Here is an 8297-nt window from a genome sequence, read left to right as displayed (position 1 = left end):
GGTTCGTCTGCGCCGCGTCCTTCGGCATGTTCTCGAGAACGGTGGCGACGGCTGCTTCGAGCGCGATCGTGATCTTCGACATTGCGTATCCCCTGCTGCGGCAGCGCCCCGGCTGCTGCTGTCGTGCGGGGAATATGAACGGGGGCAAGGGGCCCGCCAATTTGGCGGGAACCCTTATGGTAATCGCACCTTACGGATGAATCCGGGCCCGGCGCGTCGACGATTCGTTAACCATGGCCGCGACTCGCGCGCTCAAGCGAACACCTCTTCGAGGAAATTGGCCATCGCCTGCCAGCTGCGGCGGTCGGCCTTGGGCTCGTAGACCACGCCTGGCACCGTGGACGTCTTGCGGTCCCGATCGGTGAAGGCATGGCCGGCATGGCCATAGGCATGGATCTGCCAGTCGGCGCCCGATTCGGTCAGCTCCCGGGCCAGCGCCACGGTCTTCTCGGGCGGCGCGATCGGATCTTCCCAGCCATGGCAGACGAGCAGCCTGGCCGCGATCGGCGCGACATTGGCATAGTCGGGGCGGTCGTAGACGCCGTGGAACGAGACGCCGCCGAGGATCGGCAGCCCCGCCCGCGCCATGTCGAGCACGCACTTGCCGCCGAAGCAGAAGCCGATCGCGGCCAGCCTGGCGGGATCGACCCGGTCGAAACCGGCCAGCGCTTCCAGCGAAGCCGCCAGCCGGGCGCGCAGCAGCGCCCGGTCGGCGTTGAGCGCATCCATATATTCGTTGCGGTTGGGCGAGGCGTGAGTCACGCGCTTGCCCTGGCCGTAAATGTCGGCCGCCAGCGCGACATAGCCGAGCTTGGCGAGGTTCTCGGCATGGACGTTGTCGGCTTCCTTCTGGCCGAGCACATTGGGCAGGACCAGCACGCCCGGGCGCAGCGTCGTCACTTCGTCCTCATAGGCGACCACGCCCTCGAAGGGGCCGCCGGGACCGTGATATGCCAGAGTCTGCCGAACGATCGCCATCGCCTGTCTCCCTTGTCCCCGCCGCTCCCGCCGCTAAGGACGCTCGCAACCGGTTGCAAGGAGTTCGCATGCCCAAGCTCGTCCTGATCCGCCACGGCCAGTCGGCCTGGAACCTCGAAAACCGCTTCACCGGCTGGTGGGACGTCGACCTGACCGAGCAGGGCGTGCAGGAAGCGGCGGCCGCCGGCACGCTGATGAAGGAGAAGGGGCTCGACTTCGACCTGTGCTTCACCAGCTTCCAGAGCCGCGCGATCAAGACGCTGCACCTGGCGCTCGAAGCGATGGGACGCCTCTGGCTGCCCGAGGAGAAGAGCTGGAAGCTGAACGAGCGCCATTATGGCGGCCTGACCGGGCTGAACAAGGCGGAGACCGCGGCGCTGCATGGCGACGAGCAGGTGAAGGTCTGGCGCCGCAGCTTCGACGTGCCGCCGCCGCTCCCCGAAGCGGGCTCGCCCTGGGATCTGGCCAGGGACGCGCGCTATCGCGGCGTGGCGATCCCGCAGACCGAGAGCCTGAAGGACACGATCGCGCGCGTGCTGCCCTATTGGGAGGAACGGATCGCCCCCGAGCTCAAGGCCGGCAAGCGCGTGCTGATCGCCGCGCACGGCAACTCGCTGCGCGCGCTGGTGAAGCATCTCTCGGGCATTCCCGACGACGAGATCGTGAACCTGGAAATCCCGACCGGCCAGCCGATCGTCTATGAACTGGACGACGCGCTCAATGCGCTGGATCGCTACTATCTCAGCGAGCGGTGACGAGGGTGCGGCGCGTCCGCAGGATGTGGACGCGCTGCATATGGCCCGGAACGTAGCGCGCCAGAGCGCAGACATAGAATTCGCCCCAAAGGCGATTCCCGAACGGCCGACCGCTCCAGAACCGTCGGATTGCCGGCGGCACCCGCTCGTCGCCATCGTGCAGGTTCAGCACGTGCTTCGTGCCACGGACCCAGAGCCGGTTGATGCCGCTGCCATTCGCCACGTAGAAGCCGCCCCGCACCCATTGGCATTGCCCGATCCGTGTCGGAAAGGGGGTTTGGCCGGCGGCGAGCAGGGCGAGAGCGAACAGCATCGGCCGATGCTATTATGGCGAGGCCGGTTCTTCCAGCGGGGATGGGTTGCCCTCCCCGCCCCTCCCCTCTAGGAACGCGCCTTCCACACGAGACGGGGCAAGACGTGGCACCTCTGGTCGGCATCATCATGGGCAGCACTTCCGACTGGGAGACGATGCACCACGCCGCCAAGGTGCTCGAGAAGCTCGGCGTGCCGCACGAGACCAAGGTCGTCTCGGCGCATCGCACCCCGCAACGGCTCTACGACTATGCCACCGGCGCGGCCGGGCGCGGCCTCAAGGTGATCGTCGCCGGGGCCGGCGGCGCGGCGCACCTGCCCGGCATGGCCGCTTCGATGACGCACTTGCCGGTGCTCGGCGTGCCGGTGGAATCCAAGGCGCTCAAGGGCATGGACAGCCTGCTCTCGATCGCCCAGATGCCCGGCGGCATCCCCGTGGGCACGCTGGCGATCGGCAAGGCCGGCGCGATCAATGCCGGGCTGCTCGCCGCCGCGATCCTGGCGACTTCGGACGAAGCGCTCAGCCAGCGCCTCCAGGCGTGGCGCGCGGCACAGACCGAGAGCGTGGCGACCGATCCCGAATGAGCGACGCGCTGCCCCCCGGATCGACGATCGGCATCCTGGGCGGGGGCCAGCTCGGCCGCATGCTCGCCGTCGCCGCCGCGCAGCTGGGCTATCGCACCCATGTGCTCGCGCCCGACGAAGAGAGCGTCGCCGCGCAGACTGCCTCCAGCTACACGCGCGCCGACTATCACAGCCGCATCGTGCTCGACGAGCTCGCCGCCCAGTGCGACGTGATCACCTATGAGTTCGAGAATATCGCGATCGGGCCGGTGGAGTTCCTCGCCGGCAAGGTGCCGGTGCGCCCCGGCGCGCAGAGCCTGTCGATCGCGCAGGACCGGGCGCGCGAGAAGGCGTTCGTCGCCGCGCTGGGCGGGCGGACCGCGCCCTGGGCGCTGGTCGAGACCCGCGCGCAGCTCGACGCCGCCATCGCCGAGATCGGTGCGCCGTCGATCCTGAAGACGCTGCGCCTGGGCTATGACGGCAAGGGCCAGGTGCGCATCCGCGACGCGGCCGAGGCGGCTTCGGCCTGGGAGGAGATCGGCGAGCGGCCGGCGATCCTCGAAGGCTTTGTGACGTTCAGCCACGAATTCTCGATCATCACGGTGCGCGGCGTCGACGGATCGCTGGCCAGCTATCCGCCGCCCTGGAACGAGCACAAGGACGGCATCCTCGACAAGTCGACCGTGCCCGCCCCCGCCGAGATCGCACGCCACTGGACCGAGGCGGCGGCGCTCGCCGGCCGGGTGGCCGAGGCGCTGGGCCATGTCGGCGTGCTGACGCTGGAATTCTTCGCGACCGACGACGGGCCGGTGTTCAACGAAATGGCGCCGCGCGTGCACAATTCGGGGCATTGGACGATCGAAGGCGCCGAATGCTCGCAGTTCGAGAACCATATCCGCGCGATCTGCGGGCTGCCGCTCGGCAGCACCGGGCTCACCGGCACGGGCATCGAGATGGAGAACCTGATCGGCGCGGATGCCGATCGCTGGCCCGAGCTGCTCGCCGAGCCGGGCACGCACCTCCACCTCTATGGCAAGGGCGATGCCCGGCCGGGGCGGAAGATGGGCCATGTCACACGAGTGAAGCGGGCATAGCCCCTCCCCTCCCTGCAAGGGGGAGTTCAGGTCAGTGCTTCTTCCGCGGCACCAGATGGATCGCTCCCACGATCGCCGCGCCGACGATCAGGCCGCAGATGCCCGCACCGATCGCGCCGACCAGCCATTCGACGAATCCGCCCGCGAACGGCACCGCATGGCCGGCTGCTTCGGCAAGGTGATGGACGAAATGCGGAATCGCATTCAGCCCGAACGCCTCGAATCCATGGAGCAGAATGCCGCCGCCGACCCAGACCATCGCCGCCACGCCGATGTGCGACAGCGCCTGGAGCAGCACCGGCATCGCCTGGACCAGCAGCCTGCCCGTGCGCTGCGCGATCGCCGAGGGGCGCTTGCTCAGGTGCAGCCCGATATCGTCCATCTTCACGATCAGCGCGACCACGCCATAGACGCCGATCGTGATCGCGACCGCAACCGCCGCCAGCGCCGCCGCGCGCATGCCGAACGACGCATCGGGCAACTCGGCCAGCGCGATCGCCATGATCTCCGCCGACAGGATGAAATCGGTGCGCACCGCGCCGGCGACCTGGCGCCTCTCCAGCTCGGCCGGCGTATCGATCCCGGCGACTTCCGCCTCGGCATGATGGCCGGCCAGCGCCTCGACGATCTTCTCCGCCGCCTCGAAGCACAGATAGGAGCCGCCGAGCATCAGCAGCGGCGTCACCGCCCAGGGCGCGAAGGCGCTGAGCGCTAGCGCGACCGGCAGGATGAAGAGCAGCTTGTTGCGGAGCGACCCGAGCGTGATCTTCCAGATGATCGGCAGCTCGCGATCCGGCGTGAGGCCGACGACATAGCGCGGCGTGACCGCGGCATCGTCGATCACCACTCCTGCCGCCTTGGTGCCGGCGCGCCCCGCGGCTCCCGCCACGTCGTCCAGCGAGGCCGCCGCCAGCTTGGCGAGCGCGGCAACGTCATCCAGCAATGCGACCAGACCGCCCGGCATGTATCCCCCTTTGTGAACTGGCGTTCAGCCCATAGCGAAGCCGCGGTGCGGCGCAACGCGCTGGCCTGCACCTTTTCTCCTAATCCCCCGCATCGGGACTGCTGATCCGCTTGCGAAACGAGAGGCCCGGCCGGTTCCTCCGTCCTGCTCTGGTGCGCTCGCGAGGTGCCGGTTCGGGAAGGCGCGGGGCTGCCGCCCGGCGGCACTGCGTCTTGCGGAAGCGGGGGTAACGGTTCGCCCCCGCTTCCGCACTTCCCCGCAAAATGAAACGCCCGCCCCGCATGGTGCGGGACGGGCGCTCCGATCAGCTTGGGTTGCGTGCCGTCAGGCGCGCGTGCCGGTGAGCGGGAAAGCGCCGAACGCGCCCGCCGTGACGGTGCCGGTCATCGCGTCGCCGTCCACGGTCGCCTCGCCGGTGAGCGTCATCGGCATGGGGACCGACACGTCCATCGTCCAGGTCAGCTTGTCGCCATCGGTCTTGCCGTCCTTGGCTTCGGCATTGCCCATCGCGCCGGCGAAGGTGCCGGTGAAGGTGTCGCCGTCGCTCGTCACGGTGAACACTGCCGCCTGGTCGCCCAGCGGCGACTTCACGACCGTGTTCCAGCTGCCGTCCACATTCGCCATGAGAACTCTCCTGATTAATTGGCCGCCGGCTTGGTGCTTGCCAGCGACGCTGCGGGGACCACCTCGACGGGCAGGCCGATGCTGTCAAGCTGCGGCCGGACCTTCGCGGCATCGCCGACGACCACGAAAACGAACTTGTTCGGGTCGAGAGCCGCGCGTGCCGCAGCGTCAAGCTGGGGTATGGCGAGCATCCGATATTTTTGTGCGATGGTGCTGAAATAATCGTCCGGACGGCGGCGCAGGTCGTTCTGCTGCATCGCGTTGAGCACGGCGTCCGATGTCTCGAAGCGGCCGGGCAGCTCGCGAGTCGAGCCATTGACTTCGCGCGTCAGCTCCTCGGGCGTCACGCCCTTGGTGGTCAGGAAGTCGCGCACCTGCTGCTGGATCGCCTTGATCGAATCGCCCGTCCTGTCCGCCTGGACCGGAGCGCTGATCGTATAGGGCACGGCGTGCTCCAGGAAGGAATAGCCGCCGCCCGCGCCATAGGACCAGTGCTTGGCCTCGCGCAGGTCCATGTTGATGCGCGAGAGGAAGCCCGAGCCGAGCGCCTGGTTGGCGGTGGTCACCGCCAGCGTGTCCGAGAAGGGATCGACGCCGGTCAGCTGCGCCGCGACGATCTGCGACTGCGGCGAATTGGGCCGGTCGATCAGGATGATCCGGGGCGTCATCGCCTGGGCCGAGGGTGCGAAGGCCTTGGCGCCGGCCGGCCCCTCGCTCTTCCAGCCGCCGAAGCGCGTCTCGAGCGCGGCCTTGATCTCGGCGAGCGGACGGTCGCTGACGACGAAGATCTTGGCCTTGTCCGGACGGATCCAGGCATTGTGCCAGGCGACCAGATCGTCGCGCGTGATCGTCTTCACGACCGCCGGATCGCCCGAGCCGGCGCCGAGCTTGGCATAGGGGCTGCCCGCCCCGTAGAGCACGCGCGGCACCATGCGGCCGGACAGGCCAGTCGGGCTGGTCAGCTCCTGCGCGATGCCAGCGAGCATCTGGCCCCGCACGCGCTCGATCTCGGCCGGCACGAAGGCGGGCCGCTCCACCACATCGGCGAACAGGTCGAGCGCACCGGCCAGGTTGGGGCTCGGCGCATCGACGCCCAGATAGGTGCGATCGGCCGAGCTGCCCGAGCCGATGGTCGCGCCCAGCCGCTCGCGCGCTTCGGCGAGCGCCGTCGAATCGAGGCTGGTCGTGCCTTCGTCCATCATGTTGAGCGTCAGGCGCTGGGTGCCGAGCTTGCCCGCAGGATCGGCGGCGACGCCGGCATCGAAACTCATCTCGATCTGGGTGACCGGCACGGCATTGCGATGGGCATAGACCAGCTCGATGCCGTTCGAGAGCCGGGTGCGCTCCACCTTGGGGAAGACGAGATCGCCGATCGGGGCGACGGCGGGCAGTGCGCCACGGGTGCCCTTCACCGGCTCGGCCTTGGCGCCTTCGGCCGGCTTCGCGGCGACGGCGGTCGCTTCCTGATAGGCCTCCCGCTGGCCAGGCACGACCATCACGGTGAGTGCGGGCCGGTTGAGCCACTTGTTCGCCGCCGCGGTCACTTCGGCCGGCGTGACCCGTGCCATCGCTTCCAGCTCCTTCCTGAAGTGGAGCGGGTCGCCCGAATAGAGCTCGCCCGACGCGAGCGCCACGGCCTTGCCGCCAAAACCGCCGACCGATTCCAGCCCCGCGATGCGGCCGGAGACATTGGTGGTGGCGACGCGCTTCACTTCGTCCGCGGTCGGCCCGTTCTTGAGGAGATCGGCCAGGATCTCGTCGAGGCGCTTCGATACCACCGCCGGATCGACGCCGGGCTTCACCACCGCCTGGACCATGAAGATGCCGATCTGCGCCAGCGACTGGACGTTGCTCGACACCTGGACGGCGGTCTTGTCCTTGCGGACCAGTTCATTGTCGAGCCGCGAGCTGGCGAGGCCGCCCAGCACCGAGGCGAAGACGTTGAGCGCCGTCGCATCCTTGTCGTTCAGCCCGGGCACCGCCCAGCTGCGCAGGATGAGGGTGGCGGCGACGCTGTCCTTGATCGTCACCGTCTTGGGTGCGGCCAGCGTCGGCACCGTGACCTGCGGCAGCACGCTCTTCGGACCGGCCGGGATCGCGCCGAAATATTTCTCGACCAGCGGCCGGGCTTCCTTGACGTCGACATCGCCGGCGAGGACGAGGATCGCGTTGTTCGGGCCGTAATGCGCGCGGAACCAGTTCTTGACGTCGTCGAGGCTCGCGGCATCGAGATCGGCCATCGAACCGATCACGTTATGGCCATAGGGCGTGCTGCCGAGCAGTTCCTCGAGCACCTTGTAGAAGACCAGGCCATAGGGCTGGTTGTCGCCCTGGCGCTTCTCGTTCTGGACGACGCCGCGCTGCTCGTCGAGCACGTCCTGGGTGATCGCGCCGAGCAGATAGCCCATGCGGTCGCTCTCGAGGAACAGCGCGCGATCGAGCGCCGGGCGCGGCACGGTCTCGAAATAATTGGTGCGATCGAAGCTGGTGGTGCCGTTGAAATCGGTGGCGCCGACCTGCTTGAGCGGCTCGAAGAAATCGCCCGGAGCATTCTCCGAGCCGTTGAACATCAGATGCTCGAACAGGTGCGCGAAGCCGGTCTTGCCGGCGGGTTCGTGCTTCGAGCCGACATCGTACCAGGTCGACACCGCGACGATCGGCGCCTTGCGATCGGTATGGACCAGCACGCGCAGGCCGTTCGGAAGCGTGAAGCCCTCATAGGGGATGTCGATCTTCTTCACGAGCTCGGCCACCGGAACCGGCTTGGTCTGTGCCGGGGCGGCAGCGGCGGCGGCGGGCGCCTGCTGGGCGAATACGGGCACGGCAGCGCCAATCGCCAGCGCGCAGATCGACGCGCCGCAAAGCATCCGGAACGATTTCATGTAGCTGTTTCCCCGAGAGACAAGAGAGAGGGCGAGCATAGCGCCGGGCAGGCCCGCCGCAAGCCGGTTGCACCCGCATTCATTTGCTCTAGCCTGCGGAAAACTGCGCCATTCCGGGGAGAAA

Annotated in this window: 8 protein-coding genes; 3 read left to right on the top strand and 5 right to left on the bottom strand. The window is 68.2% G+C overall.

Annotated elements, in window-relative coordinates:
- Positions 1 to 252 precede the first annotated feature (252 nt).
- Positions 253 to 978, bottom strand: coding sequence for a dienelactone hydrolase family protein (locus tag FHR20_RS15530; RefSeq protein ID WP_167300453.1), 726 nt, complete (start codon positions 976 to 978; stop codon positions 253 to 255).
- 68 nt (positions 979 to 1046) lie between these two features.
- On the opposite strand from FHR20_RS15530, the gene gpmA reads away from it, so the two are divergent.
- Positions 1047 to 1733: a 2,3-diphosphoglycerate-dependent phosphoglycerate mutase gene (gene gpmA / locus FHR20_RS15525; protein WP_167300452.1), complete on the top strand. Its 687-nt coding sequence runs from the start codon at positions 1047 to 1049 to the stop codon at positions 1731 to 1733.
- Here gpmA and FHR20_RS15520 read toward each other — a convergent pair.
- The gene (locus tag FHR20_RS15520) at positions 1720 to 2046 is read right to left on the bottom strand and encodes a hypothetical protein (protein ID WP_167300451.1); all 327 of its coding nucleotides are present in this window, start codon (positions 2044 to 2046) and stop codon (positions 1720 to 1722) included. The genes gpmA and FHR20_RS15520 overlap by 14 nt on opposite strands.
- A 128-nt stretch (positions 2047 to 2174) precedes the next feature.
- On the opposite strand from FHR20_RS15520, the gene purE reads away from it, so the two are divergent.
- A complete protein-coding gene (gene purE / locus FHR20_RS15515) occupies positions 2175 to 2630 on the top strand; it encodes a 5-(carboxyamino)imidazole ribonucleotide mutase (RefSeq protein WP_208413680.1) in 456 nt (151 codons plus the stop codon).
- Positions 2627 to 3703: a 5-(carboxyamino)imidazole ribonucleotide synthase gene (locus FHR20_RS15510; protein ID WP_167300449.1), complete on the top strand. Its 1077-nt coding sequence runs from the start codon at positions 2627 to 2629 to the stop codon at positions 3701 to 3703. The genes purE and FHR20_RS15510 overlap by 4 nt, the downstream gene beginning before the upstream one ends.
- 31 nt (positions 3704 to 3734) lie before the next feature.
- Here FHR20_RS15510 and FHR20_RS15505 read toward each other — a convergent pair whose 3' ends face one another.
- From FHR20_RS15505 to FHR20_RS15495, 3 genes are all read right to left on the bottom strand, one after another.
- Positions 3735 to 4667 carry a DUF808 domain-containing protein gene (locus tag FHR20_RS15505; RefSeq protein ID WP_167300448.1) on the bottom strand — a complete coding sequence of 311 codons (933 nt, stop codon included), beginning with the start codon at positions 4665 to 4667 and terminating at the stop codon, positions 3735 to 3737.
- A gap of 324 nt (positions 4668 to 4991) precedes the next feature.
- Positions 4992 to 5291 (bottom strand): hypothetical protein, encoded by a 300-nt coding sequence (locus tag FHR20_RS15500; protein WP_167300447.1) that lies wholly within the window; start codon positions 5289 to 5291, stop codon positions 4992 to 4994.
- A 14-nt stretch (positions 5292 to 5305) separates the two neighbouring features.
- Positions 5306 to 8173 carry a M16 family metallopeptidase gene (locus FHR20_RS15495; RefSeq protein WP_167300446.1) on the bottom strand — a complete coding sequence of 956 codons (2868 nt, stop codon included), beginning with the start codon at positions 8171 to 8173 and terminating at the stop codon, positions 5306 to 5308.
- Positions 8174 to 8297: the final 124 nt, after the last annotated feature.

The organism is Sphingomonas leidyi, assembly GCF_011761945.1.
In the GTDB taxonomy this organism is placed as follows: Bacteria; Pseudomonadota; Alphaproteobacteria; order Sphingomonadales; family Sphingomonadaceae; genus Sphingomonas; species Sphingomonas leidyi.
The sequence above is the reverse complement of the archived record's forward strand: the minus strand, read 5'-3'. Positions and strand labels throughout refer to the sequence as shown.

Excerpts from the sequence above, each read along its gene's own strand:
- purE (WP_208413680.1), top strand. The coding sequence starts at position 2,175 with ATGGGCAGCACTTCCGACTGGGAGACGATGCACCACGCCGCCAAGGTG.
- FHR20_RS15530 (WP_167300453.1), bottom strand. The coding sequence starts at position 978 with ATGGCGATCGTTCGGCAGACTCTGGCATATCACGGTCCCGGCGGCCCC.
- FHR20_RS15505 (WP_167300448.1), bottom strand. The coding sequence starts at position 4,667 with ATGCCGGGCGGTCTGGTCGCATTGCTGGATGACGTTGCCGCGCTCGCC.
- FHR20_RS15500 (WP_167300447.1), bottom strand. The coding sequence starts at position 5,291 with ATGGCGAATGTGGACGGCAGCTGGAACACGGTCGTGAAGTCGCCGCTG.
- FHR20_RS15510 (WP_167300449.1), top strand. The coding sequence starts at position 2,627 with ATGAGCGACGCGCTGCCCCCCGGATCGACGATCGGCATCCTGGGCGGG.
- gpmA (WP_167300452.1), top strand. The coding sequence starts at position 1,047 with ATGCCCAAGCTCGTCCTGATCCGCCACGGCCAGTCGGCCTGGAACCTC.
- FHR20_RS15520 (WP_167300451.1), bottom strand. The coding sequence starts at position 2,046 with ATGCTGTTCGCTCTCGCCCTGCTCGCCGCCGGCCAAACCCCCTTTCCG.
- FHR20_RS15495 (WP_167300446.1), bottom strand. The coding sequence starts at position 8,173 with ATGAAATCGTTCCGGATGCTTTGCGGCGCGTCGATCTGCGCGCTGGCG.